General features: G+C 67.3%; 28 protein-coding genes. 11 read left to right on the top strand and 17 right to left on the bottom strand.

Annotated elements, in window-relative coordinates; translation table 11 throughout:
- Nucleotides 1-54 precede the first annotated feature (54 nt).
- The 3 genes from ACIGJD_RS05425 to ACIGJD_RS05415 all read left to right on the top strand — a co-directional run bounded on the left by ACIGJD_RS05425 (nt 55) and on the right by ACIGJD_RS05415 (nt 3,046).
- Nucleotides 55-1,464, top strand: coding sequence for an aminotransferase-like domain-containing protein (locus ACIGJD_RS05425; RefSeq protein ID WP_483688642.1), 1,410 nt, complete (start codon nt 55-57; stop codon nt 1,462-1,464).
- 222 nt (nt 1,465-1,686) lie between these two features.
- Nucleotides 1,687-2,148, top strand: coding sequence for a hypothetical protein (locus ACIGJD_RS05420; protein WP_483688641.1), 462 nt, complete (start codon nt 1,687-1,689; stop codon nt 2,146-2,148).
- Nucleotides 2,149-2,257: 109 nt separating this feature from the next.
- Complete coding sequence (locus tag ACIGJD_RS05415) at nt 2,258-3,046, top strand: hypothetical protein (RefSeq protein WP_483688640.1); 789 nt, start codon at nt 2,258-2,260, stop codon at nt 3,044-3,046.
- A gap of 7 nt (nt 3,047-3,053) precedes the next feature.
- Here the strand turns inward: ACIGJD_RS05415 and ACIGJD_RS05410 are convergent, their stop codons facing one another.
- The 3 genes from ACIGJD_RS05410 to ACIGJD_RS05400 all read right to left on the bottom strand — a co-directional run bounded on the left by ACIGJD_RS05410 (nt 3,054) and on the right by ACIGJD_RS05400 (nt 5,978).
- On the bottom strand, nt 3,054-3,878 hold the full coding sequence (locus ACIGJD_RS05410; RefSeq protein WP_483688639.1) for an SDR family NAD(P)-dependent oxidoreductase: 825 nt from the start codon (nt 3,876-3,878) through the stop codon (nt 3,054-3,056).
- 115 nt (nt 3,879-3,993) lie between these two features.
- A complete protein-coding gene (locus tag ACIGJD_RS05405) occupies nt 3,994-5,397 on the bottom strand; it encodes a GntP family permease (protein ID WP_483688638.1) in 1,404 nt (467 codons plus the stop codon).
- A gap of 35 nt (nt 5,398-5,432) precedes the next feature.
- Nucleotides 5,433-5,978, bottom strand: a complete 546-nt coding sequence (locus ACIGJD_RS05400; protein ID WP_483688637.1) for a gluconokinase — start codon at nt 5,976-5,978, stop codon at nt 5,433-5,435.
- 191 nt (nt 5,979-6,169) lie between these two features.
- Here ACIGJD_RS05400 and ACIGJD_RS05395 point away from each other — a divergent pair, with 191 nt between their 5' ends.
- Nucleotides 6,170-6,904 (top strand): FadR/GntR family transcriptional regulator, encoded by a 735-nt coding sequence (locus tag ACIGJD_RS05395; RefSeq protein WP_483688636.1) that lies wholly within the window; start codon nt 6,170-6,172, stop codon nt 6,902-6,904.
- Between the two features lie 103 nt (nt 6,905-7,007).
- Here the strand turns inward: ACIGJD_RS05395 and ACIGJD_RS05390 are convergent, their stop codons facing one another.
- The 5 genes from ACIGJD_RS05390 to ACIGJD_RS05370 form a co-directional block, all read right to left on the bottom strand.
- Nucleotides 7,008-7,211 (bottom strand): cold-shock protein, encoded by a 204-nt coding sequence (locus ACIGJD_RS05390; RefSeq protein WP_015936345.1) that lies wholly within the window; start codon nt 7,209-7,211, stop codon nt 7,008-7,010.
- A gap of 202 nt (nt 7,212-7,413) precedes the next feature.
- Nucleotides 7,414-7,761, bottom strand: coding sequence for a PRC-barrel domain-containing protein (locus tag ACIGJD_RS05385; RefSeq protein WP_483688635.1), 348 nt, complete (start codon nt 7,759-7,761; stop codon nt 7,414-7,416).
- A complete protein-coding gene (locus ACIGJD_RS05380; protein ID WP_483688634.1) occupies nt 7,748-8,152 on the bottom strand; it encodes a hypothetical protein in 405 nt (134 codons plus the stop codon). Before ACIGJD_RS05380 ends, ACIGJD_RS05385 begins: the two co-directional genes overlap by 14 nt.
- A complete protein-coding gene (locus ACIGJD_RS05375; RefSeq protein ID WP_483688633.1) occupies nt 8,149-9,375 on the bottom strand; it encodes an Nramp family divalent metal transporter in 1,227 nt (408 codons plus the stop codon). The genes ACIGJD_RS05380 and ACIGJD_RS05375 overlap by 4 nt, the downstream gene beginning before the upstream one ends.
- The gene (locus tag ACIGJD_RS05370; protein WP_483688632.1) at nt 9,372-9,848 is read right to left on the bottom strand and encodes a hypothetical protein; all 477 of its coding nucleotides are present in this window, start codon (nt 9,846-9,848) and stop codon (nt 9,372-9,374) included. The genes ACIGJD_RS05375 and ACIGJD_RS05370 overlap by 4 nt, the downstream gene beginning before the upstream one ends.
- Nucleotides 9,849-10,074: 226 nt before the next feature.
- Here ACIGJD_RS05370 and ACIGJD_RS05365 point away from each other — a divergent pair, with 226 nt between their 5' ends.
- The 4 genes from ACIGJD_RS05365 to ACIGJD_RS05350 all read left to right on the top strand — a co-directional run bounded on the left by ACIGJD_RS05365 (nt 10,075) and on the right by ACIGJD_RS05350 (nt 13,001).
- Nucleotides 10,075-10,461, top strand: a complete 387-nt coding sequence (locus ACIGJD_RS05365) for a TfoX/Sxy family protein (protein ID WP_483688631.1) — start codon at nt 10,075-10,077, stop codon at nt 10,459-10,461.
- Nucleotides 10,458-11,222, top strand: a complete 765-nt coding sequence (locus ACIGJD_RS05360) for an alpha/beta fold hydrolase (protein ID WP_483688630.1) — start codon at nt 10,458-10,460, stop codon at nt 11,220-11,222. The genes ACIGJD_RS05365 and ACIGJD_RS05360 overlap by 4 nt, the downstream gene beginning before the upstream one ends.
- 95 nt (nt 11,223-11,317) lie before the next feature.
- A complete protein-coding gene (locus ACIGJD_RS05355; protein ID WP_483688629.1) occupies nt 11,318-12,214 on the top strand; it encodes an SRPBCC family protein in 897 nt (298 codons plus the stop codon).
- Nucleotides 12,215-12,245: 31 nt separating this feature from the next.
- Nucleotides 12,246-13,001 (top strand): tellurite resistance/C4-dicarboxylate transporter family protein, encoded by a 756-nt coding sequence (locus tag ACIGJD_RS05350; protein WP_483688628.1) that lies wholly within the window; start codon nt 12,246-12,248, stop codon nt 12,999-13,001.
- 82 nt (nt 13,002-13,083) lie between these two features.
- Here ACIGJD_RS05350 and ACIGJD_RS05345 read toward each other — a convergent pair whose 3' ends face one another.
- Entirely contained in the window at nt 13,084-13,785 is a 702-nt protein-coding gene (locus ACIGJD_RS05345) for a hypothetical protein (protein ID WP_483688627.1), read from the bottom strand.
- A 324-nt stretch (nt 13,786-14,109) separates the two neighbouring features.
- Between ACIGJD_RS05345 and ACIGJD_RS05340 the strand changes: the two genes are divergently transcribed.
- The 3 genes from ACIGJD_RS05340 (at nt 14,110) to ACIGJD_RS05330 (ending at nt 15,781) form a co-directional block, all read left to right on the top strand.
- Nucleotides 14,110-14,658, top strand: a complete 549-nt coding sequence (locus ACIGJD_RS05340) for a hypothetical protein (RefSeq protein ID WP_483688626.1) — start codon at nt 14,110-14,112, stop codon at nt 14,656-14,658.
- Between the two features lie 22 nt (nt 14,659-14,680).
- Nucleotides 14,681-15,004: a hypothetical protein gene (locus ACIGJD_RS05335; protein WP_483688625.1), complete on the top strand. Its 324-nt coding sequence runs from the start codon at nt 14,681-14,683 to the stop codon at nt 15,002-15,004.
- A 90-nt stretch (nt 15,005-15,094) separates the two neighbouring features.
- Complete coding sequence (locus ACIGJD_RS05330) at nt 15,095-15,781, top strand: response regulator (protein ID WP_483688624.1); 687 nt, start codon at nt 15,095-15,097, stop codon at nt 15,779-15,781.
- A 37-nt stretch (nt 15,782-15,818) separates the two neighbouring features.
- Here ACIGJD_RS05330 and ACIGJD_RS05325 read toward each other — a convergent pair whose 3' ends face one another.
- From ACIGJD_RS05325 to ACIGJD_RS05290, 8 genes are all read right to left on the bottom strand, one after another.
- Nucleotides 15,819-17,498, bottom strand: coding sequence for a GAF domain-containing sensor histidine kinase (locus ACIGJD_RS05325; RefSeq protein WP_483688623.1), 1,680 nt, complete (start codon nt 17,496-17,498; stop codon nt 15,819-15,821).
- A gap of 115 nt (nt 17,499-17,613) precedes the next feature.
- Nucleotides 17,614-20,322 (bottom strand): magnesium-translocating P-type ATPase, encoded by a 2,709-nt coding sequence (gene mgtA, locus ACIGJD_RS05320; RefSeq protein ID WP_483688622.1) that lies wholly within the window; start codon nt 20,320-20,322, stop codon nt 17,614-17,616.
- A 126-nt stretch (nt 20,323-20,448) separates the two neighbouring features.
- On the bottom strand, nt 20,449-21,141 hold the full coding sequence (locus ACIGJD_RS05315; RefSeq protein ID WP_483688621.1) for an alpha/beta fold hydrolase: 693 nt from the start codon (nt 21,139-21,141) through the stop codon (nt 20,449-20,451).
- Nucleotides 21,138-21,332: a hypothetical protein gene (locus ACIGJD_RS05310; protein WP_483688620.1), complete on the bottom strand. Its 195-nt coding sequence runs from the start codon at nt 21,330-21,332 to the stop codon at nt 21,138-21,140. Before ACIGJD_RS05310 ends, ACIGJD_RS05315 begins: the two co-directional genes overlap by 4 nt.
- Before the next feature lie 20 nt (nt 21,333-21,352).
- Complete coding sequence (locus tag ACIGJD_RS05305; protein ID WP_483688619.1) at nt 21,353-21,760, bottom strand: class I SAM-dependent methyltransferase; 408 nt, start codon at nt 21,758-21,760, stop codon at nt 21,353-21,355.
- A 98-nt stretch (nt 21,761-21,858) separates the two neighbouring features.
- On the bottom strand, nt 21,859-22,578 hold the full coding sequence (locus ACIGJD_RS05300) for a hypothetical protein (protein WP_483688618.1): 720 nt from the start codon (nt 22,576-22,578) through the stop codon (nt 21,859-21,861).
- Nucleotides 22,579-22,677: 99 nt separating this feature from the next.
- Nucleotides 22,678-23,733: a 2,3-butanediol dehydrogenase gene (locus tag ACIGJD_RS05295; protein WP_483688617.1), complete on the bottom strand. Its 1,056-nt coding sequence runs from the start codon at nt 23,731-23,733 to the stop codon at nt 22,678-22,680.
- Nucleotides 23,734-23,745: 12 nt separating this feature from the next.
- Complete coding sequence (locus tag ACIGJD_RS05290; RefSeq protein WP_483688616.1) at nt 23,746-25,536, bottom strand: NAD(P)-binding domain-containing protein; 1,791 nt, start codon at nt 25,534-25,536, stop codon at nt 23,746-23,748.
- Between the last annotated feature and the right edge of the window lie 44 nt (nt 25,537-25,580).

The raw sequence follows: 25,580 nt of genomic DNA, 5'->3' as shown, positions 1-25,580 counted from the left end.
GTTGGCGGCGGTATCACTCGGCGTTTCAGCGCAGTAGCGCTACTATGTTCTTTCATGAATAACGGTAGCAGCTCGCGGATCGTTGCGGCATTGCGCCAGCGGATCTCGGACTCCGCCCCGGGCGCACGCTTGCCGTCCACGCGGCAGTTGGTGGCGGCGTACCAGGCCAGTCCCGTGACGGTGCAAAAGGCGCTGCAGGTGCTGACCGCGCAGGGACTGATCGACAGCCGGCCGGGGGTGGGCACCTTTGTCCGGGCCGTCCGCACCGCACGGCCGTCGGACTACGGCTGGCAAACCGCTGCGCTGCGGCCGCCGTCGGCCCCGCTGCCGTCGCCGTCGACCACCATGCGCAACGTTCCGGGCGACGCCATCTGGTTCCACTCCGGTTATCCGGACCGTGAACTGCTGCCGGAACGGCTGGTCCGCTCCGCCCTGGCCCGGGCTGCGCGCGGCGACGCCGCCCTGTCCAGGCCTCCGGCCGCCGGCATGCCCGAACTGCAGCAATGGTTCGCCCAGGAACTGGGATCGGCGACCCCGGTGGGCATCACTCCCCCAACCCCGAATGACGTCATTGGGCTGCCGGGAAGCCAAAGCGGGCTCAGCTCCATCTTCCGGGCGCTGGTAGGTGCCGGCCAGCCGCTGCTCATCGAATCCCCGTCCTACTGGGGCGCCATCCTGGCTGCGGCCCAGACCGGGGTGCGGCTGGTTCCGGTGCCCAGCGGGCCGGAGGGACCGGACCCGGCGGACGTGGAGCGTGCCTTTGCCGAAACCGGGGCGCGCGCCTTCTACGTACAGCCCAACTATTCGAATCCCGCCGGTACCCAGTGGTCCCGGGGCCGTGGCGACGAGATCCTGGAGGTGGCACGCCGCCACGGGGCGTTCCTGGTGGAGGACGACTGGGCGCACGATTTCGGCATTGCCTCGGACCCGATGCCGCTGGCCACCAGGGACGATTCCGGCCATGTGGTCTACATCCGGTCCCTGACCAAGAGCGTTTCCACCGCCATCCGCGTCGCTGCCGTGATCGCGCGCGGACCGGCGCGGGAACGCATTCTGGGCCACCGTGCCGCCGAGTCCATGTACGTGAGCGGGCTGCTGCAGGCGGCGGCGTTGGACGTGGTGACCCAGCCCGGCTGGCAAACACACCTGCGCAGCCTCCGCCAGCAACTCCAGTCGCGCCGTGACCTGCTGGCCACCAGCATCCGCGAGCTCGTACCGCAGGCTCACATCGACAGCCTGCCCAAGGGCGGACTCAACCTGTGGGTGCGGCTGCCGGACACCACCGATCTTCCCCGGCTGGTGCGGGACTGTGGCGATGCCGGCGTCATCATTGCCCCCGGCACAGAATGGTTTCCTGCCGAACCAGCGGGGGCCTTCATCCGGCTCAACTATTCAGGCCCGAACCCTGGCGCCTACCCGGACGGAGCCAGGATCATCGGCGAGGCACTGGCACGGCAGGCCTGAGTTGGTCCGTTTCGGCCCGGTGCATCCGTGGCGGAAGGGACTAATGTTTTGAGTAAAGGTACCGGGGGAAGGCGTGGGCGCTTCAGCCTTTCCTGGGAACAGCGGCCGCTATATTCAGCAGCCCGGCTACCGGGAACCAGCTCCCGTACAGAGGACAAACCGCTGCAGGAGGTAGCACGCGGGATCGTCGACAGTCCAAGCGACGAGCACTAGGAGCCTCTTGTGGATGAAATCGCCAAGCCCCAGGAACAGGCGCAGGCAACCCGGCAAGCCATGGAAGAAGCCGGGATCACCCTTAGTGCCGTCTGGATGCGCTACTTCAGCTTCACCGGTGCCGCCGGTGAATACGAGATTGATGCCTACCTGAACGGGTCACTGGAGCTTCCGGCCCACGAACGGGACCTCGTGTCGCACGCGGTCAACGAGCTCATCAAAGAGCTTCCTCCGCGGCGGATGGCCCCCTACAGCCCCAACGGCAAGCGGCCGGCGCCGGGGCCGAAACCGACGCACGACGGCGCGCGGCGAGACTGTCGACGCCAGCCACGACGGGCACCGGGACGGGACCACCAGCCCCAGCCACGACGGGCACCGGGACGGGAACCGCAAGGCCCGAGCGGACGGATCACGGGACAGGTCACGGGGCCGGCCGCAGGACGAAAAATGACGGCCGCCCGCCATCCCTAAGGGTTGCCCAAGGAATAAATCAAGGTTTGCGCTTAACCCGTTCTCCCCCCGCGGGCGAAGCTACGCTGGCCGTGCCAACGTATCCAGCACACGCAATTGGGGGAAAACTATGCCCGGCTTCCACAACTTCGCCCTGCCCGATTCACGCCGCCAGGAAGACCCAGCTCCGGCAGGCTCCCCACTGCGGAAGGGCACGCACAAGGCGCTGGGCGCCGGGGCCGCGGCCGCCGTCGCGCTTCTCCTGGCCGGGTGCGGCGCACCCCAGGCCTCGCTGACCTCCGCCGCCGGGCCAGCCAGCGACGCTGCCTCAGCAACACCCACGGCGGCACGCACCGCCAGCACTCCCCTCGCCAGTACTCCTTGCACGGCTGTCAACGCCCATCAGGTCTCTGCCGGCACCAGCTACGTGTGCACCAGGGACGAGTCCGGCAAGCTGGTGTGGCTCGAAGCCGCCGAATCCAAGCGGGTTACCGACAAGATCGCCGCCGCGGAGGCAGCGAAAGCGGCGGCAGACAAGGCAGCAGCGGAGAAGGCGGCGGCAGACAAAGCGGCAGCCGATAAAGCCGCGGCAGACAAGGCAGCAGCTGACAAGGCCGCCGCGGACGCCGCAGCAGCCCGGCAGGCCGCCGACGCGAAGGCGGCCCAGGACGCTGCAGCAAAGGCAGCTGCGGAGGCAGCTGCGAAGGCCGCGGCTCCTCCGGCTCCTGTGGCACCAGCTGTTCCGGGGACCAACCCGGGCTGCGACCCGAACTATTCAGGCTGCGTCCCCATCGCCTCCGACGTGGACTGCGCCGGCGGAAGCGGCAACGGACCTGCCTACGTCCGAGGCCCGGTCCAGGTCATCGGACGGGACATCTACGGGCTGGACGCGGACCACGACGGCGTGGGCTGCGAATAGGGCGTGCTCAGGCGAACGCCTTGACCAGTTCTTCGCTCTTCTCCCACAATCCGCGCGCCAGGACGGCGTCGTATGCCTGGGGGTTGGCCTTGGCCAGGGCGCGCTTGGCGTAGTAGGCGCCGGAAATCCAGTCCGTGCCGGCGGTGCCGTTGATCAGCCACAGCATGGTGTCGGCACCCTGGTCGGGGCTGAGCATGAAGCGGTTCAGCAGCGTGGTGTACACGTGCCGGAACGGGCTTGAAGACTCCGCCGCGAAGTTGGTGCGGACCACGCCGGGGTGGAACGCCGCCGTCGTAATCCCTTGTTCGTGGAAGCGGCGGTGCAGCTCGGAGGTGAACAGGATGTTGGCCAGCTTGCCGGTGCCGTAGGCGCGGTTGGTGCTGTAGCCGTGCTCGGCCGTGAGGTCGAAGAGGTCCAGCTTGCCGAAGTTGTTGGCGGCGCTGGAGGTGTTGATCACCTTTGCGTTGCTGGCGGTGAGGGTGTCCATGAGGAGGGTGGTGAGCAGGAACGGCGCCAGGTGGTTGACCTGGAATGTGGATTCGTTGCCGTCCACGGTGAGGGTGCGCTTGCCCATGATGCCGCCGGCATTGTTGGCCAGGACATCGATGCGGGGGTAGTTGGCCTTCAGTTTTTCAGCGAGGTCGCGGATCTGGGCCAGGTCGGCGAAGTCGGCCAGGTAATGGTCGGCGCCGATGTCCCCGGCCAGCGCGCGGGTCTTTTCCGCGGACCGGCCGACGACGACCACCTGCTCCCCTGCCTTGGCCAGGGTCCGTGCTGCTGCCGCTCCGATGCCGTCGCTGGCGCCGGTGATCACGATGGTGCGAGGAGTCAAGGGGTGTCCTTTGGTCGGCGGGCGGCGCACCGGCGTGGCGCACCAAGGGGCATAACGACGGCGGGGCGGCCGGTGTTCCCACCAGCCACCCCGCCGTCGCTTTGCTTTTTCGGGATCAGCCCACCGCGCCGGCCACCAGGAAGATGACCGCCGCAACCGCGAAGCCCATGACGCCGATCAGGGTTTCCATCACGGTCCAGGTCTTCAGGGTGTTCTTGACGTCCATGCCGAAGAAGCGGCCCACCAGCCAGAAGCCGGAGTCGTTGACGTGGGACACCACCACGGAGCCGGCGGCCACGGCGATGACCATGGCGGCGATCTGCATGCCGTTGAGGCCACCCGCAGCAACCGCCGGAGCAATCAGGCCGGCGGTGGTGGTCAGGGCGACGGTAGCCGAGCCCTGGGCGATGCGCAGGATGGCGGAGATCAGGAACCCGGCCAGGATCAGCGGGATGCCCACGTTGCCCAGGACATCGGCCAGCGCCTTGCCGATGCCGGAGGTGCGCAGGACGCCGCCGAACATGCCGCCGGCGCCCGTGATCAGGATGACGGAGCAGACCGGCCCCAGGGAGGATTCGAGCAGCCTCTCCAGGGAGGCGGCGTCACGGCCGCGGCGGGTGCCCAGCACCACCAGCGCCGCGAGCACGGCGATCAGCAGCGCCACCGGGGTCTCGCCGAGGGTGCGCAGGACCTGGAACCACTGTTCCTTCTTGACCGACTCGTCCAGGGCTCCGGAAGAAGCCAGGGTGTTCAGGCCGGTGTTGAGGAAGATCAGCACCAGCGGCAGGAGCAGCAGGCCGATGATAGTGCGGAACTTCGGCGGGTGCGCCTCGGCCTCGGCACTGGCGTGTCCCAGGATCTCCGGGACCGGAAGGACCAGCTTCCTGCCGGTGTACAGGCCGTACAGGTAGGCGGCGACGTACCAGGTGGGGATGGCGGTGATGAGGCCGGCGATCAGCACCAGGCCGATGTTCGCGTCGAAGAAGGCCGCTGCTGAGACGGGACCCGGGTGCGGCGGCAGGAAGATATGCATCACCGAGAAGGCACCGGCGGCGGGCAGGCCGTAGCGCAGCACTCCCCCGCCCAGGCGGTGGGCGACGGCGAAGACCACGGGAAGCATGACCACCAGGCCGGCGTCGAAGAAGATGGGGAAGCCGAAGATCAGCGAGGCCAGGCCCAGCGCGAACGGTGCACGCTTTTCACCGAAGACACCGATCAGGTAGTCCGCCAGGACCTTGGCACCGCCGCTGGTCTCCACGATCCGGCCCAGCATCGCGCCCAAGCCCACCAGCAGCGCCACCGTCCCCAGGGTGGTGCCGAAGCCGTCCACCAGCACCGGAACCACCTTGTTGGCGGGGATGCCGGTGGCGAAGGCCGTGGCGAGGCTGATAAGGATCAGGGCAATCAGGGCGTGCATCCGAAGCCGGATGATCAGGAACAGCAGCACAAGAATCGCTGCCGCGGCGATGAGCAGCAGCGGACCTGCGCCCAGCGTCTGGGTCCATCCTTCGATGGTCATGGTTCTCCTTTGAAACAGGGTTGGGGATTGGGGGGTCAGGACGCCTGGGGCGCCTGGCCGGTGGGGAGCTTGAGGGCGTTGACGACGGCGGCCGCCAGCTCTTCCGGTGAGCGCGCGATGTCGAGGCGGAGGCTGCCGGCGTCGAGCTCTTCCTGGGTGAGCGGCTCGAGCGTGGCCAACTGGCTGGGCAGGAGCGTGGGGGGCATGAAGTGCCCTTCCCTGCCCTGCATGCGCCGGCTGATCAGGTCCGCGCCGCCGTCGAGGTGGAGGAAGATGACGCGGCCGTTGGCTTGGGACAGCAGGTCCCGGTAGCTCCGCTTGAGGGCGGAGCAGGTGAGGACTGTGCTCTTGCCCGCAGCAGCCTGGGCGGACATCCAGCCGCGGATCTCCTGCAGCCAGGGCCAGCGGTCTTCATCCTGGAGCGGAATGCCCTGCGTCATCTTGGCGATGTTCGCTTCCGGGTGGAACTCATCCGCTTCCGCGCACGCCCAGCCCAACTGCTGGGACAGTGCTGCCGCCAGGGTGGATTTGCCGGATCCGGCAACGCCCATGACCACAAGATGCGTGGCTGGATACTGCATGTCATACCTCCGGAGAAGACGTCATTGGCTTTCGAAGAAGCTCACTGCGGGCCTGCATGGAACAGGGCCAAGCGATAAGGTATCACCTTTTCTGGCCATAGATACTATCTATTCGTGTCACAAGTCATACCTTTGCCGCTTCTCCGGGTATTCTTGGAGGGCGCAGCGGCGCGTGACGAGAGCGGGGAAGAATGTCGATGGCGACAATCCAGGACGGCGATGGGATGCACGACGGCGGGCCCTCCCCCGCCGCCCAGGGCCGGGTCATTGAGGCGGTCGGCGTGGCCATCGCCTCCGGGGACCTTGCCCCAGGCAGCCGGCTCACCCTTGAGGGGCTGCAGCAGGAGTACGGGATTTCGCGGACCGTGGCACGCGACACCATGAAGGTCCTGGAATCTATGAACCTGGTCTATTCGCGGCGGCGGGTGGGCATCGTGGTGCAGGAGCCGTCACTGTGGAATGTGTTTGACCCCAAGCTGGTGCGGTGGCGCCTGGCGTCGGACCGGCGGGATCTGCAGTACAGCAGCCTCACCGAGCTGCGCATCGCCGTGGAGCCTATCGCGGCTGCCGGGGCGGCGCGCCGGGCCAGCGCGGCCGAGCGCGCCCAGCTGGTGTCCCTGGCGGCCGACCTCCGCCGGCTGGGCGAGGCCGGCGACCTGCAGTCCTTCCTGGCCGCCGACATTGCCTTCCATCAACTGCTGCTGCGCAGCTGCGGCAACGAAATGTTCCGTGCGCTCGAGGGCATGGTGGCCGAGGTGCTGACCAGCCGGACCAAACAGGGCCTGATGCCGTTCAAGCCGAGGGCCGAAGCTTTGCAGGCCCACGAGGACGTTGCCGCGGCCGTGGCAGGCGGGGACACCGCGGCGGCGGAACAGGCCATGCACCACATCCTCGACGAGGTCCGCGAGGCGATGGGGCTGCGCTAGCGGGCATCCGCTGGCACGCGTGGGTTAACAAAAAGCAGGACCTGCCGAAAATTCGGCAAGCCCTGCTTTTTGAGAAACCTAACGGTCCCGGATCCCTGGGAAATTAGAGAGCCTGGATGTTGGTGGCCTGGGGACCCTTGGGGCCCTGCTCGGTGTCGAAGGAAACCTTCTGGTTCTCTTCGAGGGAGCGGAAGCCGGAGGAGTTGATCGCGGAGTAGTGTGCGAACACGTCCTGCGAGGAGTCGTCCGGGGAGATGAAGCCGAAGCCCTTTTCAGCGTTAAACCATTTGACGGTACCAGTAGCCATTATTTTGTCCTTCGTGAAGGTGGAGGGGATGTCCCGACTTTCGGGCCCTCCGGCGTGGGGTGTTCAAAAACCGCTACTTCAGAAGAACACGGACTTTCGACCGCGCGTACTGCCTGAACTACCAACTGCATAAACACAACAACGGGTTCAACACTACAGGAGATTGGGCCCACACCTAATCGCTCCCCAGTTCAGGCGCGCATTACGCCTCCTCCCCGTCCTCCAGGGCCGTGCTGTACCGGGTGAACCCGGGACGAAGCCGGACGGAGCGGGCACCCACCATGGCAATGTCCTCCCACAGCACCAGGAACGATCCGCGGTGCCGCCACCGCAGGATCCGGGCAATCATGTGCGGCCGGGTGAGGCCGTTCCGTTCGTACCCCATGAACGAGGCCGCGCTGTGCGGGCCCACCACCAGCCCCAGCAGCCGCGGTTCGGCCATCAGCTGGTGCGGGGCCCCGTCCAGCACGAACCGGACGTCGGCCACTCGGCCCAGCCGCCCGCCGTCGGCATCCAGCACCGGGGTGCCCAGCAGGTCACCAAGGATCATGGCGGCCTCCCGGAATGCGTCCGATGATCTTGTCCCGGACCCACCGCTCCACCCAGCTGGCGTCCAGCGGCTCACCCTTGACGCCAAGCTTCACCACCACGCCTACCTCCGCGACGTCCTTCCACGGGATGCGGATCAGCCGGGACGACGGCGGCCTGCCGCCGAAGATGCGCGTCCCCAGGACGGAACCGGTCAGCAGCGCCGTGATCACCGGCACGGGCGTCCCCGGGGCGATCTCCACGTCCAAAGCAGGCCCGCTCACCTCAAGGTCGTCCACGGTGGTGACCGGGACGCCGTCGTGGTCCAACACCTGGCGGTCCATCAGGTGCAGCTGCGCATCGAGGATCCGCCCGGCCACGTGCGGGGCCCTGGGCAGCGGGGCGGACGTCATGAGCCTGCTCCTGTCACGATCATGAGGGGGATGGCAGCGATGGACGCCACCAGGATGATCACCAGGTAGACCATGCCAAGGAGATTCACCGCACGTCCGTTCACGTGCTCGCGCATGTACTGGCGGTCGTTGGCCACGATGAGGATGGGCAGGTAGGTCAGGGGCAGGGCGATCGCGGAGAACACCACCGAGTATTCGGTCACCAGGACGGGGTCGACGCCGGTCGCCAGCACGCCGATGCCCACCAGCAGGCACACGATCATGGACAGGTGGAAGCGGGCGGCCTGGGCGGGGCGGCGGAACTTCCCCCAGGACCAGCCAAAGAACTGGGCCAGGGTGTACCCGCTGGAAAGGGTGGTTTCCAGCGCCGCACCGAAGGTTGCAGCCACCATGCCCACTAGGACGAACGCCAATCCGAGCTTTCCGGCGCCCTCGGCCACGGGCAGGACCACTTGGGACAGCGAGGTCACCGAGATGCCGGCGGGCAGGAGGACGATGGCGGCGCACACTGCGATGGACACGGACAACAGGCCGCCCAGGGGGAAGCCGACCAGGACGTTGATCCTGGACTGCGCCAAGTCCTTGACGCTCCACTTTTCCTCCACCGCACCCGAGGAAAAGAAGAACACTTCGTAAGGGGTCATGGCAGCGCCGAACAGGGCGATCGCGTAGTAGCTGTAGGACCACACCGTTTCCTGTTGCGGCACCATGGGCGCCAGCTGCGCGGCGAGCGGGCCCCAGTCCGGTTTGAGCAGGAACACCGCCACCGTGAAGATGACCAGGGTCAGTCCCAGCAGGCCGGTGACGTTCTCCATGATGGAGAACCGGACACGCCAGATCACCAGCCACACCGCTACCGCCGCCACCGGAATCCACAGCAGATAGTTGACGCTGCTGGCCAGTTGCAGGGAAAGGGCAATGCCGCCGATCTCCGCGGTCACGGTCATCAGGTTGATGAGGAACGACGCCGCGAGGTTGGCCAGTCCCGCCCGGGCGCCCAGCCGTTCGCGGATCACCTCGAACGTGGCACGTCCGGACACGGCAGCCACCCGCCCGGACATGTTGGCGAACAGGCAGATGCCCACCACGCCCACAACCACCACCCACACCAGGGACAAGCCAAAGCGGGAACCCACCACGGCGTTGGTCACCAGGTCCCCGATGTCCACGAACCCGCCGATGGCGGTGAGGATCCCGAGCGCGACGCCGAGGAGCCGCTTCACTTGTCCCCCACCTTGTCTTTGAGCTGCTTGAGGGCGTCCTGCGCGTCCGCGAGCGCCTTGTCCCCGCCGGGAAGGGAGGGGGTGCCGCCGTCGTTCGCTGCCAGTGCCGCGCGCGCCGTGGCGAACCCCGCCGCGCACTGGTCCAGCACGTCCAGTGCCTGCTTCTGCGTTTCGCGGTCCTCCGGCGAGGCGGGCGACAGCTTCAGGACGGTGCTGCGGCTGGTCTGGACCTCCTTGAGCTCATCGTCAAGGCTGGTGGAGGCGGCGGCCTTCGTGAGTTTTCCGTCCATGTCCTGCCGCAGGGCGATGCGGGCCGTGGAAACGGCGGAAAGGCTGTCCTTCACGGCGCTGGACACCGACTGGCTGGTGCCGCCGCTGCAGCCGGTCAGGAAAGCGAGGCTGAGGACGGCGAGGGACACGAGCTTGGCGGCCCGGACCGGGAAGTTGGCAGCCGGGGCTGGCGTGTTCTGCACCGTTGCCTCCAGCCTCCGGACCCACGGATCATGCCGCCTGGCAAGTCAGCGGAAATTAGTTGCCTTGAGCTATATATAGCACTCCCCCCGGAAGTTTGACCTGCTCAGAAGGGTATTAATTACCCGCTGCCCCATGGCAGCGCCGGCCCCTCGACCCCGCCGGCAAACGGGCATATCCTGCATCGAGATCCTGCGGAAAAGACCCCAGCCACCGGGAGATGAAGCCATGGACATGCCCAAGGCCACCGAGGAAGAGAAAGAGCGGTTCCGCCGCGTCGTCCCCGACCACCCGGGGGTGGTGGTGAAGCCGATGTTCGGCAACCTGGGTGCGTTCGTCAACGGCAACATGTTCGCCGGGCTGTTCGGCTCCACCATCGGGGTAAAGCTCTCCAGCGAGGACAAGGAATTGCTGGAATCCTCCGAGCGGACCCTGCCGTTCGGTCCGGCGGACCGGCCCATGGGCGGGTACACCGGGCTGCCGGAAGTGTGGAATGAAGAGGGCGACGGCGACGAGGCCAGGGCACGGGCATGGGCCGAGAAAGCACTGGATTACGTCGCGTCCCTTCCGCCCAAGGAGCCCAAGGCATCAAAGGCGCGCAAGGTCTTGCCGTGAAGCCGTTTCGCGTGATCCTGCTCCCCGGAAGTGTCCTTCCCGCCGGGCCCGCCTACGGCAGGCTGCTGGAAGTTCTGGGAGCTGACGTGGACGCCGTCGCCAAGGACCTGGAGCTCTACAACGGGGACGCACCGCCGCCCGGGTGGAGCCTGGACACCGAGGCAGACGGCGTGCTCCGCGAGGCCGACGCCCGCGGCTGGGATGCCTTCCACCTGCTGGGGTACTCCGGTGGCGGCGCGGCGGCCTTGGCGCTGGCAGCCAAGCACCCTAAACGGCTCCGCAGCCTGGCGTTGCTCGAGCCGGCGTGGGCGGGAAACTGGGACTGGAGCCCAGCGCACATGGCGCTGTGGCAGCGCTACGGGGAACTGCATAACCTCCCGCCGGAGGAGTTCATGCCCGCCTTCACGAGGCTGCAGGTGAAGTCCGACGCCGTCCTGCCGCCTCCCCCGCCCGGCCCGCCGCCGTCGTGGATGGCCAAGCGGCCGGCTGGGATCAGCGCCTTCCTGCAGGGTTTCAACACGTACCAGCTGGACCGGGACAGCCTGGCTGCCTTCACCCAGCCGGTGCTTTTTGTGCTGGGCGGCATGAGCAGTCCGGACGAGCAGGGTGACAACGCGGACCGGCTGTCCCGCCTCTTCCCCGACTTCCGGCTGGAAGTATTCCCCGACCGGCACCATTTCGACCCGCCGCACCGGGCGGAGCCAGAGCGCGTTGCGGGGCTGCTGCGCGCGCACTGGGCTCGGGCGGAAGCGGCCGCGTAGCGTACCGGGACCTTCTCCTCTTTTTCTGTGCCTACCCCGGGGACTGGACTGGAAGGCAGGGCAGGAAACCGCTCCTGCATGAAAGGAGACAGGGAATGACCAGGAACGTTATACGGAGCACCAGGATCAACGCCCCGGTGGACAGGGTGTTTTCATTCCTGAGCGACCCGACGAACTGGATGAAGGCCTTCCCCGGGGACAGCGACGTCACCCAGCTGGACGTTAAGCCCGATGGCGAAGGCACCTCGGCGCGTTGGTCGGCCAAGATGTGGGGCCTGCCCATGCACATCACCCACGAGTACCGGGAAGTGGTTCCCAACAAGCGCATCGTCTCCGGCACATCGGTGGGGCCCACGCTCACTTTCACGTTGGAGCCGGTGGAGGACGGGACCGAGTTGACCGTGGAGGAGAGCCTGGACATCCCCGCACCCCTGGTCCGGGTACCGGCGCAGGCCCTGTTCGCACGGTGGGCGGAAACGGATATCCAGGGCATGGTGGCCAACGTCAAGGGCCTGGTGGAGGCCGGGATGAAGACGGCGCCCGAAAGCGAAGCGAAGTTCACGCAAAACCTGGCGTGGTCCGGCTCCGTCATCATCGATGCCCCGCTGCCGCAGGTTTTCGACCTGGTCAGGGATCCCCGGGTCTGGCTGGGCCCGGACGTGCAGATCTCCGAGTTGAAGACCACGCCCGAGGGTGTGGGGACCACCTTCCAGGCGGCGTGGAAAGTCCTGGGAATCCCGCTGAAAACGACGCACGAGTACACGGAGTTCGCCCGGAACGAGCGCTTCACGTCAAAGGCGGCTCTTGGGCCGGTGTTCACGGTGGAAGTGGCGCCGGCGAACGGCTGGACCAGGCTCAGCATGCGCTCCGACGTTGTTCCGCGGAACATGGCGGAGGCAGCGGTTGATGCCCTGGTCATGAAGATCTCCGAGCGCAGCCAGACCGAACTCCTGGCCAGCATCAAGGCGACCGCGGAGGCACAGGCCCGGTAACACCTCTCCCGCGGGGTGGCAGGTGGCGGCAATGTTCCCGCCGACGGCGGTACTCCTGGTGATTGCGGTGCTCGCCCGGGTGGTGCTCGGCTACGTCGTGCCATGGACGGCGGTGCTGGGCAGGTCCGAGCGGCCGGTGGTCAAGGATGCCAACGGATCGTGGTTCACCTGGTGCGTTGCCAGCCAGTCGGTTGCAGTGGCGGCAGCGTCCATTGAGCCCCTCGCCGCCCCGGACTGGCGCGCCGCCCTGGCGCTCGTCGCCGTCGTGGCCTGGTCCGTGGGGCTCATTCTGTATGCCGCAGTGGGGATTTTCGTCTCACTCCGGCTGATGACCTACCCCATCCGGCCGCAGGACCTTCGCCCGCAATACTTCGTGGCCATGGGCGCCATGGCCATCAGCGTCCTGGCCGGAGCCCGGATCGTGGAGATGGCCGGAGCACCCATGGTGGATGCAACGCGGGGGCTGGTGGCGGGCGCCTCAGTGGTGTTCTGGTCCTTCGCCTCGTGGCTCTTCCCTGTGCTGCTCGCCGCCGGCTGGTGGCGGCACGCGCTGCACAAGGTGCCGTTGTCCTACGAGCCGGGGCTGTGGAGTGTCATCTTTCCCTTGGGAATGTACGCCGTAGCGGGGATCTACCTGGGCCGCGCGGACCAGCTGCCGCTGGTGGCAGCCATTGGCCGGGCCGAGCTGTGGCTGGCGGTTGCGGCCTTCCTGGCCACGCTCGCCGGGATGCTCTGGCACCTGTGGGCAACGCTGCTGGCTCCGTCCCTGCCGCGAAGTGGCACTTAGCGGCAGTATCGGCGCGCGCGGGATTGCCGTTAGCTGCCATCTCGCGGGATGGAGGGCCGGGCCGCTCTGCCTGCCAGGTCCTTCAGCTTGCCCGGGGTCCGGGGCCGTGCGTCTTTTGCCGCCCGTCGCGGTGGGCGAGGTAGGCGTATACCACCAGGGCGGCGCCGGCCACGATCATCACGGCCGGGAAGGCGAAGTCCGCAGGGATCAGGAGGGCCGTGGCCTGGAGGACGAAGATCAGTCCCATCACGGTCAGGATCCCGGCCGGTATCAGCGGCCATTTCATCCGTTCCACCTGGGTGCTGGCTTCATCGATGCGGACGGGAATCAGGGAGAGCACCCCGAAGGTGGCCGCCAGGCCCAGGAAGAGGACGGCAGCGGTGGGCGTGCCCTGCAGTTCCTGCGGGAGGGCGACGATGACCGCCAGGGTGAACATGACACCGGACGGAATCAGGGCCCACCAGTTACCCGGTTCCCGCAGGTAGACAGCGGCGAAACCGGCACCCATGAAGAGGAACAGGAAAGCTGCTCCCCACGCGCCACCCGTAAGCTGCGTGGTGGTGATGACCGCGGCCAGGCCCAGGAACACGGACCCGGGGATGGCCGCCCACCAGTTCTCCCGGCGCCGGAAAAAGAGGGACAGGAACAAGACCCCAACTGCCGCGAAGATCAGCGGCGCCACGAAGGCCGCCGTGTCCATGACGCCGAGCCTGTCCAGCAGCAACAGCACCCCCAGCGCCATGAGGACGATGCCTGCAGTGATGCTTGCGTTTGCCGATTTCACCCTGTGCCTCCCGGGTCCGGCACGCGGCCGCACGCCGCGCTCTCCACATCAGGCTAGGACGGGGCCCGAGCCCGAAAACAGGGCCCAAAGCCCCCGCCTTCCACCGGGTACGGGAGGGCCTGTTCTCAGGACGGGACTTTCAGCCCTATAGCCAGGCGCGGGGCGCTTGGCATTCTGGTAGAGGCGCCGTCCGGGTCCTCACATTGCGAGGCCGGACCGGCATTCCCCATAAACCCCCAGTGACATTGCGCCGGAGGCACCGTCAAGGTTGCCGCCGGCGTGCAGGCGCACCCTGCAGACTGGCTGGATTTTGAAAGGACCCGCATGTCCGCTGATATCCTCGCCTTCCGCCCCGCCCGAGTATCGCAGGCGGAAGCGGCACGCCGAAGGGCGATGCTGCTTCATCCTTCCAACTTCACCCCGGCACCGTCGCCTGCAGGTGAAACGGATGACGCGGCCGAGAAGGTCAAAGCGCTTGCCGTCCGGTTCGAGTGCTTCCACAAGGAACTCGTAGAGGGCGGTGTGCCGGCCGATGAGGCACGGACAGAGGTGGCGCGGGCGGCGGCCCGGGACATCTGGGACGGGTTCGCTTCCCAGCTCCGTGGACACCGGGCCGCCGGGCAGCAGATGGATGCCAACGTCCTTGCCGTCGCGCTGGCATCGATACAGTGCATGACCCAGGCCCTGCCCCGCCACCCCGGGGATGTTGTTTATGCCAGCCGTACGATCAGCACCGCCCGCCGCCGTCTCCAGTACAACGGCGGACTGCTGCACCGCCTGCACCCGCACCGCAACCCGGCTTTCACCGACGCCGTCATCACGCTCCAGTCGCTGGAGCTCTTCCTCACCGGCGGGCAGCAGAAGGCTGCCTGAGCCAGGGCGAAAGATGGCGACCATGGCAACAGCGGACGAGTACAAAGCAGTACACGGCGGCGAGGAACCGCCGGGCGGGCAGGACATCGGCGGCGAGCTCGGAGATGGAGGCTGCAACGTGATCTCCAAGGACAAGGGCGGGGTGGTGGGCCGCTGGAATTCATGGGAGACTGCCAGCGTGGCGCTGAACCGGCTGCAGGAGCTTGGCGGCCGTTATGAGTACCGGTTGGAGGAGTCCCACCAGTGGGTAAGGGGACCGGACCACAGCACCACCTGTTCGGTCTGCGGCATCACGCGGGACCTTCCCGCTTCCGCCGGCACGGCGCTGGGAATCGAGTGGCCCTAAGTGCCGGATGATTCACTGACGATCCTTTCGGAGGGGCGGCGGCACGGAGTGTGCGGCCGGAAAGGACATCAGTCCTACGAGAGCGTCTTGATGGATACACCAACAGCACCCCCTGATGAGGCCCAGTCCCCTGCCCCGCCCATCCGGGTCTTCATCCTCAATGACCACAAAATGGTCCGGCAGGGACTTGGCGACATGCTCGAACATCTCGGGTTCGAGGTGGTGGGAGGCAGCGGCTCCGCGGCAGAGGCCCTCCGCCTCATCCATGTCCTGCAACCGGACATCGCGGTGCTGGACGACAGGCTGCCCGACGGCACAGGCATCGAGGTGTGCCGCGAAATACGCTCCAGCGCCCCTGACGTCCGATGCCTGATCCTGACCGGCTGGGATGAACAGCACGCCGTGAGGGCAGCAGTCCTGGCAGGCGCAGAAGGCTACGTCGTCAAGAGGATCGGTGATAACACCGCCCTGGTCGAATGCATCCGGAGCACAGCCGCAGGCATTCCGGCCATCTGGCCAGGTGTCCGGGAGAGGGTGGCGGAAAGTCTCTACGCAACGGCTTCCGCTCCGTGGCTCAAAGTCATGACGCAGACAGAGCGGGACGTGCTGGCCCTCATGGCGCGCGGACTCACCAACCGGCAGATAGGGCAGGACCTCATGCTGTCTGAAGCCAATGTTGCCGGCTATGTATCCTCAGTGCTCCAAAAGCTGGGCTTCCGGCGCCGGGGCCAGCTCATCCCGGCGCCCATCCCCCGCGCCTGGGACCTGCTGCCCTGACAACCCACTGCGTGCGGCACCTCCACAGCACCCGCACTCAGCCGGCCGCGGGAGCGGTCCATGTCACGCAGGTGCCTTTCCCGGGGGTGCTGTCAATGGTGCAACTGCCGCCCAGGCGCTCGGCCCGGTTCTTCATGTTGTTCAACCCGCTGACCCGTTCGGGATCCTTGAAGCCGCAGCCGTTGTCGCGCACCGTCAGGACCACCTCGTCCTCCTGCGCAGCAAGCAGGATGGAGATGTCCTCCGAGCCCGAGTGCCTGACGGCGTTGCTGACGCTTTCGTGAAGCACGCGCAGGAGCTGTTCTGCAACGTCGTCGCCCACGGCGTCGTCAACCGGTCCGGAGAGCTGGATTCGAGGCAGGAACCCGGCCGCGTTGGCAGCTTCCTGGACCGCGCGCAGCACCCGTCCGCTGAGCAGCTCCTTGTCGGGTTCCCGTGCCTGGAGGGAGTAAATGGTGTCGCGCAGCTGGTGGATGCAGTCGTCCAGCTCACCGGTAATGCCGGCGATGCGGCGCTCGTGGGCAGCAGGATCTGAGGTGTAGCGGCGCAGGCCCTGGATGCTCAGCCCGGCTGCGAAGAGCCGTTGGATCACCAGGTCGTGCAGGTCCGCTGCAATACGCTCCCGGTCGATGAACAACGCGTGCTCTTCACGCAGCTGGTTCGCCTTCAGCAGGTCAAGCGTCAGGCCGATCCTGGACGCGAACACCGCGCTTTGTTCAACATCGACGTCCGTATACCGGGCCCCGCCGGGCCCCCTGGCCAGGACCAGCACACTGTCCCGGTGGCCGTCACTGTTGCTTCCGAGGGCAGCCACCAGCACCGGGCCAAGCTTTTCCGCCGAAACAGGATCGAAGACCTGCAGCGGATCACCCAACGCCTTTGACTCCCCCGTTTCCAAAACTTCGGAGAGGACGGCAGCGGCCGGCAGTTCATGTCCGCCGGGCACCGCCTGGGCACCCACCAGGGTCCGGCACTTAATGGTTCCGTCTTTACCTGCCGAGGCGATCAGGGCCAGCACCGAGGATGAGGCATTCAGGGCCCGTTCCGCGATCATGTCCAGGTTCTCGGTGTCGGACCGTGGCTGGTCCTTCAGGCGGTCGCTGACTTCCATCCCTGCTTCCAGCCAGCGCTGCCGCCGCCTGCTGTCATCGAACAGTTTCGCGTTCTGGATAGCCACGCCGGCGGCGGCCGCGAGGGCGACAGCCAGGTCTTCGTCCTCAGCCGTAAACTCCTGGTCGCCGTTCTTTTCGGTCAGGTAGAGGTTGCCGAAGACCTCGTCCCGGACGCGGACCGGCACGCCCAGGAAGGTGTTCATGGGCGGGTGGTTGGGCGGAAGGCCAACGGCTATGGGAAGTTCGCCCAGGTCGCGGAGCCGCAGCGGTTTGGGTTCGCGGATGAGCTCGCCCAGCACGCCGTGACCGGTGGGCAGGTCGCCGATGACCCGCGCCCCTTCTTCGTCGATGCCCACCGTAATGAAGTGGCTAAGCTGCTGGTCGTCACCGATGACGCCCAGGGCCCCGTATCGGGCGCCTACGAGTTCGCACGCCGACTGGACCAACCGGTCCAGCACCGCTTCAAGGCTCAGGTCCTCGGTCATGGAGACCACCGCGCCGAGCAGACCTTCGATGTGTTCCTGGGCCCGGACAAGGTCATCTGCACGCTCTACGAACTCCCGCAGGAGTTCCCGGGTCCGCCGCCGTATGGGTTCACGCCACATTGTAAAAAACGCTCCAAACTGAACGCATTCACGGCGGTCTGCATCACCTTCGAATACATAAAGACGAGCCCCAGCGTCTCTTCCTCCATGCTAACAACCCGCGGCGCTGCGTGGGCTAAAGATTACGGACGGGACGTTTCCGCCGGTTCCTGCGCACCGCAACGGGTGGCCTCAAGGCCGGAATCCTGACCGGAATGCTGAACCGGAACGCCCGCCGGGAGATGTGGTGGGTGGCGTGCCGGCGCTGCACGGGCGGCGGCGTAGCCGGCAGCTGCTGCGCACCGCGGGCAAAGAACCACTGCTTGGCCAGCTCCACCAGCACCAGGTACACCACCACCATGCCCAGCAGTGCCAGGAAGAACGGCACCGGCAACGGGTCGAAGCCCAGGACTCCGGCCAGGGGTGAAAGCGGCAGGAACACGCCCAGGGCCACAACACCCAGGGACGCGGCCAGCAGCCCGGTTGACGGCCGGCTGCGCAGGAAGGGCACGCGCCGGGTGCGGATGGCGAAGATGATCAGGGTCTGGGTGGCAATGGATTCGATAAACCAGCCTGCCCTGAACTCCCCCGGGGCTGCATCGAACACGAACAACATCAGGGCGAACGTGGCAAAGTCGAACAGCGAGCTGATGGGCCCGAAAAGAAGCATGAACCGCCGGATGAACGCGATGTTCCAGTGCGAGGGCGCCCGCAGCTGTTCTTGGTCCACGCGGTCCCCCGGGATGGCCAGCTGGCCGGAGTCATAGAGCAGGTTGTTCAGCAGGATCTGGCCGGGCAGCATGGGCAGGAAGCTCAGCACCACGGAAGCCACGGCCGCGCTGAACATGTTGCCGAAATTGCTGGAGGTACCCATCAGCACGTACTTGATGGTGTTGGCGAAGATCCGCCGGCCCTCCATCACGCCGTCCGCCAGGACGCCGAGGTCCTTGTCCAGAAGGACGACGTCGGCCGCGTCCTTGGCAACGTCCGTTGCCGTATCGACGGAAATGCCGATGTCCGCCTTGTGCAGTGCCAGGGCATCGTTGACGCCGTCGCCCATGAAGCCCACCGCGCCGCCGCTTTGCCGCAGAAGGGTGATGATGCGCGCCTTCTGTTCCGGGGAGACCCGGGCGAAGATGGTGGCGGTACGCGCGGCGGCTGCGAGGTCGGCGTCGGACATGCCCTCCACCTGGGCGCCGGTGAGCGTGCCGCCGGAGATGACGTCCAGGTCCGCGCAGACCTTTTCGGCCACCTTGGCGTTATCCCCGGTGGCGAGTTTCACCGAGATGCCGAGAGCCTCCAGCCGGTCCAGCGACTGGCGGGCGTTGGCCTTGGGCCGGTCCAGGAACACCAGGAAGCCGGCCAGGGTGAGGCCGTGCTCGTCAGCCGGGGTGAGCTTTGCCAGCCCCGCGGCGGGGCGGGTGGCCACGGCCACCACCCGGGCGCCGGCGTCGAACTGTTCATCCAGCATGGCCTGCACGGCCGGCGACGTGGGGCCGCACAGGGCCAGCACGTCCTCCGGCGCCCCCTTGGTGACGAGCTGCGCGGCGCCGCCCGCCGCCCGGACCAGCACGGTGGTGCGGCGGCGCTGGTGGTCGAAGCCGATCAGGTCCAGCCGCTCGAACCGCCCCGGTTCAAACGCGTCCGCGCCGGGACTCTCCCACAGCGCCGCATCCAGGGGGTTCTGGCCTGCGGAGGAAGCCTTGGCGCCGGCGTAGTCCGCCTCGGTGGCCAGCAGGCCAAGGGTGAGCAGGCCGTCGTCGGACGTTCCACCGCCGGCCGGAAGCGCGTGGGTGAAGCTGATCTTCCCCTCGGTCAGGGTGCCGGTCTTGTCCGTAACCAGGATGTCCATGTCCCCCAGGTCCTCGATGCACACCAGCCGCTTGACCAGGACCTTCCGCTTGGCCAACTGGCGGGTGCCGGTGGCCAGGCTGGTGCTGACGACGGCGGGCAGCAGCTGCGGCGTGATGCCCACCGCGATGGCCAGGGAGAACAACAGCGATTCCAGCAGCGGGCGGTCCAGCAGCAGGTTGGCCACGAAGATCAGCGAGGTCAGCACCACGGCCACCTGCAGCAGCAGGAACGAGAACCGTTTGAGGCCCAGCTGGAACTCGGTCTGCGGCTGCCGTTCGCCGAGGCCCAGCGCAATCCGGCCGAACTCCGCGCGGCCGCCGGTGGCCACCACCACGCCGCTGCAGCCGCCGGACTGGACCAGGGTGCCCATGAACACGCAGGAGGCGAGATCGGCAAGGGCTGCGCCGGCGGCGACGGGGGCGGGGTCCTTGGCGGTGGGCTGGGATTCCCCCGTGAGGATGCTTTCGTCGCAGTGCAGGTTGTTGGTGGTGAGGAGGCGGATGTCTGCCGGGACGATGGCGCCCAGGGAGAGATGCACGACGTCGCCCGGTACCAAGGCGGTGACGTCCACTTCCTTTGTGGCGCCGCCGCGCTGGACGGCGGCCTGGTGGGTCACCCGGGAGTGCAGTGCCTCCGAGGCGAGCTCGGCACGGTACTCGTTGATGAAACCCAGCCCCACGCTGACCAGCAGGATTACGCCGATGACGATCGAGTTGGTGGCGTCGCCCAGGAACAGGGACAAGCCTGCGGTGATGATCAGGAGGATGAGGATGGGGCTGGCGAACTGCCGGCCCAGCACGGCCCAGGCGTTGGCCCGGTGGGTGCGGACGGCGTTGGGACCGAGCTGCTCCAACCGGGCGGCCGCCTCCTCCTCACTGAGGCCGCCGGGACCGGACCCCAGGCGGGCCAGGGTCTGTTCGGCCGTCAGGCTTGCGGCGTCGGGGATCGGCAATTGGAGGGGGCTGGACTCCAGGACGTTCAGGTCTGTCATGCCGGATCCGTTCAGACATGTTGGACTGGGAAATTGCCTTTACCGCACTAGGGTACGACTCGCGTCTGACAGCCGTCGGGACAACTCCGTGGTGCTCCGTGAAAACCGGGCCTCGCGGCGCCAGCTTCATAGTGCCCGCTCCCCCAGCCACCCTGTGACCGCTCTGAGGAACTGTTCGGGCGCGGTGGCGTGCACATTGTGCCCCGTCTCCAGGGTGACCAGGGTGCAGTCCGGGATCAGATCCGCGGCCTCGGCCAGGAGTTCCTGTGGAATGTGGCTGCCATGCCCGCCGCCGACCAGCAGCGTGGGCATGGGAATTTCGGGCAGCCTGGGCCACCAGCGGCGCGAGGGGTCATTGACCTGCCCGGCGATGGCGGTGACGACGGCCCAGTCGAAGGGCAACTCGCCCGGGGGCTGTTGGGGCAGCGCACGCTTGCGCGGGTAAGGCGGCGGGGCGTCCTCAACGATGAGGCGGGCCAGCCGGCCGGGCTGCGCCAGTGCAACCAGGTAGGCCACCACTCCGCCCATGGAATGCCCCACCAGGATCACGTCGTGGAGGTCCAGGGCGTCCAGGACAGCCAGGACATCGTCACGCATGAGTTCAAAGGAATACGCCCCGGGCCAGCCGCTGCCCCCGTGGCCGCGAAGGTCGACGGCGAAGACCCGGAAGTCGGCTGCGAGGGCTCCGGCAACCGGTTCCCAGTCCAGCGCTCTGTCGCCCAGGGCATGCAGCAGCACCATGGGCGGGGCGACTGCATCGCCGGACTCCCGGACGCTGACCGTCACACCGTCCGCTCCCGGCAGGGTCAGGGTTTTCATGCTGTGCGGCCTGGGTCAGCCGGACTTGGCGCCTGGTTGGGCGGGCCGGGGCTGACCGCGTGGCCCAGGATGTGGGCAAGGGAGGGGTTGAACCGCTGCACGGCGAAACCGAACCGTTCGTGGTCCTGGACAGTGAACCCTGCTGCGGTGATGGCGGCGAAGGTGTCCCGGTTGAGGTGGCAGCCGCCCATGAACCGGCCCCACACCGGGGTCAGGACATCTTCAGCCCTGGCCAGGAGAGGGTGGGCGGAGCGGACGTGCTCATAGTAGGCCAGCGTCCCGCCCGGACGCGCAGGACGCGGCGGATCTCTGCGAGCGCAGCGGCCTGGTCCTTGACGCTGCAGAGGACAAGGCTGGCCACGACGGCGTCGGTGCTGCCGGTTTCCGCCGGAATCTGCTCCGCGGCGGCATCGACAACGGTCACCGGAACGCTGGCTGATGCTGCCGCCTCCTGCGCCACGTCCCGCAAATAGTCGTCCGGTTCCAGGGCCAGGACGTGGGTGACGGTGGAGGGGTAGAGCGGGAAGGACGAACCTGCCCCCGCTCCAATCTCGATGACGGACCCGTGCAGCCCGGCAAGGATGCGGCGGCGGTGCTCGGCTGCCCCGCGGCGGTCCATGCCGCCAACCACCGCGCGAAAGCGCGGGCGAAGAGCGGGTGCTGCAGGCTGTCCATCCGGTTCCTCCCAGGGGCTGCTGCGGGCATACCCACCTTTAACTACTTGAGGCTGAGGACCTCGTCAATCGGCCGGCCGTTGACGTATACCAATGCGCTGGTGGCTCCCGAGGCGGCCATGGCGGTGTACTCCAGCTGCGCCTTGGCCCTGGGGATGTCGCAGACGCCGCCCAGCATGAACTGCCCGGAAAGCCAGATGCTGATGGTGCTGCCGTTCAGCTCGCCGCCCAGGTACGTCAGGCTGGACTGGTACAGCACGTTGATCAGCCCGGACATCCCCACGTCGCGCTTTTTGTTGGCGAGCAGTGTCTCCACGCTGGGCCGCACCTGGTCGGTGAACCGGACCGGCCCCGTGGTGGTGGCCACCAGGCTGTCACCGCAGCCAATCCGGGGGCCGGAGACTCCGTTGTCGTCCACGGCCACGTAGTAGATGGTCAGCGGGCCGGTCTGCTCCGGGAGGCCGGTGGGCTGGGGTTCCTGCGTCGGCTGGGGCTCCTGCGCGGGTGGCGGGCCGGCTGGGGCGGACGACGGCGGAGGGGCGGCAGCGGTGGTGGGCGCGGCTGAGGTGCTGGGCGGCGGCGTCGGGGTCGCCGTTGCGGTGCCGGTCGCCGTCGTACTTGGGGTGGCGCTGGTGGTGGGGCTCGCCGACGGTGCCGCGGAACTGGTGGTGGGCGACGGGCTGGGCGGGCCGAAGCACCCGGTGAGGAGCAACAGGCCGCTGAGCCCGAGAACGCTGAGTGCCGTATGCCTGGGCCTGGTCATGATGCCCCCTTGAATGTGGGCCCCGCGGTTGCGGAACCCACATTCAAGCTACGCCTGAGGTTTATGGGGAAACAGGGACTTAAGTCCGAGCGCCCCCGCTTATGGATGCACCAGCACTTTCACCGCGGTGTCCTTGTGGTTGATGAGGGTGTCAAAGCCCTGCTCCACCAGGTCCTCCAGCGCGATCCGGCCGGTGATGAACGGCTTGAGGTCCACCTTGCCTTCCTGCACCATCTTGATGACCGCCGGGTGGTCCCGGACATAGGCGATGGTGCCGCGCAGGTCGATCTCCTTGAGCACGATCTTCTGCATGTCCACGGTGGCCGGCGCACCCCAGATGGACACGTTGACCACCACGGCCCCCGGCCGGACGGCGTCGAGCATGGTGTCGAGGACCGCGTTCACGCCCGCGCATTCGAACGCGACGTCCGCCCCGGTGCCGCTGGTGAGCTCGCGGACCCGCTCCGGCACGTTCTCCTGGCTCGGGTCCAGCACGTGGTCGGCCACGCCGCTGGAGGTGGCCTTCTCCTTCCGGGCCTGGGTGAGCTCGCTGATGATCGTGGTCACGCCCATGCCCTTGAGCACGGCCGCGGTGAGCAAACCGATGGGCCCGGACCCGCCCACCAGGGCCACGTCGCCTTCTTTGACGCCGCTGCGCGCCACCGCGTGATGGGCCACGGACAGCGGTTCGATCAGGGCGGCCTCATCCAGCGGGATGTTCCCGATGGGGTGCACCCAGCGCTGGTCCACCACGATCTTCTCGCTCAGCCCTCCCCCGCCGCCGGACAGCCCGATGAAGCCCATCTGCCGGCACAGGTGGTAGCTGCCGGCCTGGCACATGTCGCAGGTCCCGTCCACGAAGTAGGGTTCGACGACGACGTTGTCACCCACTGCCAGCCCCTCCACGCCTTCGCCGACTTCAGCCACAGTCCCGGAGAATTCGTGCCCCAGGGTCACCGGGGATTCCTCGTGGGACAGCGGGTGTGGATGCCCGGGTGCGGGACAGAAGATAGGCCCCTCCAGGTACTCATGCAGGTCGGTGCCGCAGATGCCGCACCACGCGACGTCAATCTTCACCGCACCGGCCCGCAGTTCCGGTTCAGGGATGTCCTCGATCCGGATGTCCTTGCGGGCATGGAAACGTGCTGCCTTCATGATGGGTTCTCCTTAGCGGGTGTGGTGGCTGGGCTGCAGTTCGTAGACGGGGGTCTCGAGTCCTTCCATCCGGGCCTTCAGCTGCAGCGCCAGGTAGGCGGAGTAGTGCCGGCTCTGGTGCAGGTTGCCGCCGTGGATCCAGAGGTTGGGCACATTGGTGGGCTTCCACATATTGCGCAGCTCCCCTTCCCAAGGGCCAGGGTCTTTTGGCGTGTCTGAGCCGTATCCCCAGCATTTGCCCACGCGGTCCGCGATTTCAGGCGAGACCAGGTCGGCCAGCCAACCGTTCATGGACCCGTAGCCGGTGGCGTAGACAATCAGGTCCGCCTCCAGTTCGGTGCCGTCGTCCATCACCACGGCGTTGCCGGTGATCTTGGTGACCTGCCCGTTCTTCAGCTTCACCCGGCCATCGATGATCAGCTGGGAGGCGCCGACGTCGATGTAGTAGCCGGAGCCGCGCCGCAGGTACTTCACGAACAGGCCCGAGCCGTCCACGCCGAAGTCCAGGTCGAACCCGGCGGCCTCCAGCTGGGAGTAGAACTCCGCATCCCGCTTGGCCATCTCCTGGTACACCGGCACCTGTGCACCGGGCAGGACGCGCATGGGCAGCGAGGCGAACAGCAGGTCCGCCTTCTCAGTCGTCACGCCGGCCGCGAGCGCCCGCTCCGAGTACAGGTCCCCCAGCGCCAGATCCATCAGGGATTCGCTGCGGGCGATGTGGGTGGAGGAGCGCTGGACCATGGTGACGTCGGCGCCGTGCTCCCAGAGGTCGGCGCAGATGTCGTGGGCCGAGTTGTTGGAGCCGATCACCACGGCCTTCTTGCCGGTCCAGTCCCCGCCGCCGGGGTGCTGGGAGGAGTGCCGCTGCTCGCCCAGGAAGGTCTCGGCGCCGTCGAACTTTGGAATGTTCGGGTAGCCGGAGACGCCCAGGGCGAAGATGAGCTGCTTGGGCCGGAGCGTCACTGGTTCGCCGTTGCGAAGGACGCTGACCTCCCATTCCTGCGTGCCGTCGTCGTACGCTGCCTTGACGCACTCGGTGCCGGACCAGTAGTTCAGCTCCATGATGCGGGTGTAGTGCTCCAGCCAGTCGCCGATCTTGTCCTTGGCGGCGAAGACCGGCCAATCGTCAGGGAACTTCAGGTAGGGCAGGTGGTCGTACCAGACGGGGTCGTGCAGGTGCAGGGACTTGTAGCGGTTGCGCCAGGAGTCGCCGGGGTTCTGGTTCTTTTCCACGATGATGGTGGGCACGCCCAGCCGCTTCAGCCGGGCCGCGAGCCCGATCCCGCCTTGCCCGCCGCCGATGATCACGCAGTAGGGCTGCTCCTCGTAGCCCAGCCGGGCTTCCTGCTCCTCCTTGAGCTCCTTCCAGGATTTGCGTCCGCGGACGATCTGGTGCGCCACGCCCTGCTCCCGCCGCGGGCCCTTCTTCTCCTCGAAGCCCTTCAGCTCCTGCATGGTGGTCAGCAGCGTCCAGCATTTGCCGTTCCGGAGCCGGAGGTGGCCGTAGCCGCGGGCGGCGCCGGTTTCGAACGTGATCCACGCTTCCACGTTCTCCGCGTCCCCGGTTGCGTCCTCGGCGAGCGCCCAGTCGGACGGCTGCACCCGGTCCAGCGTGGCATGGAGCATGCGCCGGATATCCGCCTTGCCTTCCAGGGTTTTGAGGTTCCAGGTGAACGCCACGAAATCCCGCCAGTAGGTATCATCCTCGAAAAGTTCCAGCGCGGCGTCCACGTCGCGCCGCTGCAGCGCGTCATCCAGGCCGGAAAGCCAGGCCTGCGCGGCAGCGGTGGGTGTTTGGGTCATCTCCACTCCTTTGTGCTGTTCCTTGGGCTCCGCCTGCCCGATAT

This window comes from Arthrobacter sp. E1SS-5 (genome assembly GCF_057073715.1).
Note: the sequence above shows the minus strand (reverse complement) of the source record. Positions and strands in the feature narration are given on the sequence as shown.

Excerpts from the sequence above, each read along its gene's own strand:
- ACIGJD_RS05310 (WP_483688620.1), bottom strand. The coding sequence starts at position 21,332 with ATGGGCGGCTGCCACCTCAACCGGGACACCTTCGCCGCCATCACCGCA.
- ACIGJD_RS05365 (WP_483688631.1), top strand. The coding sequence starts at position 10,075 with ATGGACATGCCCAAGGCCACCGAGGAAGAGAAAGAGCGGTTCCGCCGC.
- ACIGJD_RS05380 (WP_483688634.1), bottom strand. The coding sequence starts at position 8,152 with ATGACGTCCGCCCCGCTGCCCAGGGCCCCGCACGTGGCCGGGCGGATC.
- ACIGJD_RS05340 (WP_483688626.1), top strand. The coding sequence starts at position 14,110 with ATGTCCGCTGATATCCTCGCCTTCCGCCCCGCCCGAGTATCGCAGGCG.
- ACIGJD_RS05400 (WP_483688637.1), bottom strand. The coding sequence starts at position 5,978 with ATGCAGTATCCAGCCACGCATCTTGTGGTCATGGGCGTTGCCGGATCC.
- ACIGJD_RS05425 (WP_483688642.1), top strand. The coding sequence starts at position 55 with ATGAATAACGGTAGCAGCTCGCGGATCGTTGCGGCATTGCGCCAGCGG.
- ACIGJD_RS05295 (WP_483688617.1), bottom strand. The coding sequence starts at position 23,733 with ATGAAGGCAGCACGTTTCCATGCCCGCAAGGACATCCGGATCGAGGAC.
- ACIGJD_RS05305 (WP_483688619.1), bottom strand. The coding sequence starts at position 21,760 with ATGGACCGCCGCGGGGCAGCCGAGCACCGCCGCCGCATCCTTGCCGGG.
- ACIGJD_RS05385 (WP_483688635.1), bottom strand. The coding sequence starts at position 7,761 with ATGATCCTTGGTGACCTGCTGGGCACCCCGGTGCTGGATGCCGACGGC.
- ACIGJD_RS05315 (WP_483688621.1), bottom strand. The coding sequence starts at position 21,141 with ATGAAAACCCTGACCCTGCCGGGAGCGGACGGTGTGACGGTCAGCGTC.
- ACIGJD_RS05405 (WP_483688638.1), bottom strand. The coding sequence starts at position 5,397 with ATGACCATCGAAGGATGGACCCAGACGCTGGGCGCAGGTCCGCTGCTG.
- ACIGJD_RS05390 (WP_015936345.1), bottom strand. The coding sequence starts at position 7,211 with ATGGCTACTGGTACCGTCAAATGGTTTAACGCTGAAAAGGGCTTCGGC.
- ACIGJD_RS05355 (WP_483688629.1), top strand. The coding sequence starts at position 11,318 with ATGACCAGGAACGTTATACGGAGCACCAGGATCAACGCCCCGGTGGAC.
- ACIGJD_RS05335 (WP_483688625.1), top strand. The coding sequence starts at position 14,681 with ATGGCAACAGCGGACGAGTACAAAGCAGTACACGGCGGCGAGGAACCG.
- mgtA (WP_483688622.1), bottom strand. The coding sequence starts at position 20,322 with ATGACAGACCTGAACGTCCTGGAGTCCAGCCCCCTCCAATTGCCGATC.
- ACIGJD_RS05300 (WP_483688618.1), bottom strand. The coding sequence starts at position 22,578 with ATGACCAGGCCCAGGCATACGGCACTCAGCGTTCTCGGGCTCAGCGGC.
- ACIGJD_RS05350 (WP_483688628.1), top strand. The coding sequence starts at position 12,246 with ATGTTCCCGCCGACGGCGGTACTCCTGGTGATTGCGGTGCTCGCCCGG.
- ACIGJD_RS05325 (WP_483688623.1), bottom strand. The coding sequence starts at position 17,498 with ATGTGGCGTGAACCCATACGGCGGCGGACCCGGGAACTCCTGCGGGAG.
- ACIGJD_RS05330 (WP_483688624.1), top strand. The coding sequence starts at position 15,095 with ATGGATACACCAACAGCACCCCCTGATGAGGCCCAGTCCCCTGCCCCG.
- ACIGJD_RS05290 (WP_483688616.1), bottom strand. The coding sequence starts at position 25,536 with ATGACCCAAACACCCACCGCTGCCGCGCAGGCCTGGCTTTCCGGCCTG.
- ACIGJD_RS05395 (WP_483688636.1), top strand. The coding sequence starts at position 6,170 with ATGTCGATGGCGACAATCCAGGACGGCGATGGGATGCACGACGGCGGG.
- ACIGJD_RS05415 (WP_483688640.1), top strand. The coding sequence starts at position 2,258 with ATGCCCGGCTTCCACAACTTCGCCCTGCCCGATTCACGCCGCCAGGAA.